Annotated in this window: 1 protein-coding gene; it reads right to left on the reverse strand. The window is 65.7% G+C overall.

Features of this window, described 5'->3' with window-relative positions; translation table 11 throughout:
• The coding region (locus SB679_RS24695) for a DUF3515 family protein (protein ID WP_410704925.1) at positions 1–265 on the reverse strand (265 nt) is incomplete at both ends.

Genomic DNA, 265 nt, shown 5'->3' on the forward strand with positions numbered 1-265 from the left:
GGGTGTAGATCGGGTTACCCTCTTTGATGACCCAGTCGACGCCGTTGACGGTGACGCAACGGTCTGTGGTCGGCCCGGGGACATTGACGCCGCATCGCAGGATGACTTGCGACGGGTCTCCCCAAGCGGCAGTGGCCTGGCTGTTGGTCTTGCGCAGGGCAGAATCGCCAATCTGGTCCGGCAGTGCCACCATCATCGCAGCGCAGGCCGGGTTGGCGGCGTCGGCGGCGGCACTGACATCAACGGTGGCTGCACAGCCGGACAG

The sequence above is a fragment of the Chryseobacterium sp. SIMBA_029 genome (assembly GCF_046535275.1).
Taxonomy (GTDB): Bacteria; Bacteroidota; Bacteroidia; order Flavobacteriales; family Weeksellaceae; genus Chryseobacterium.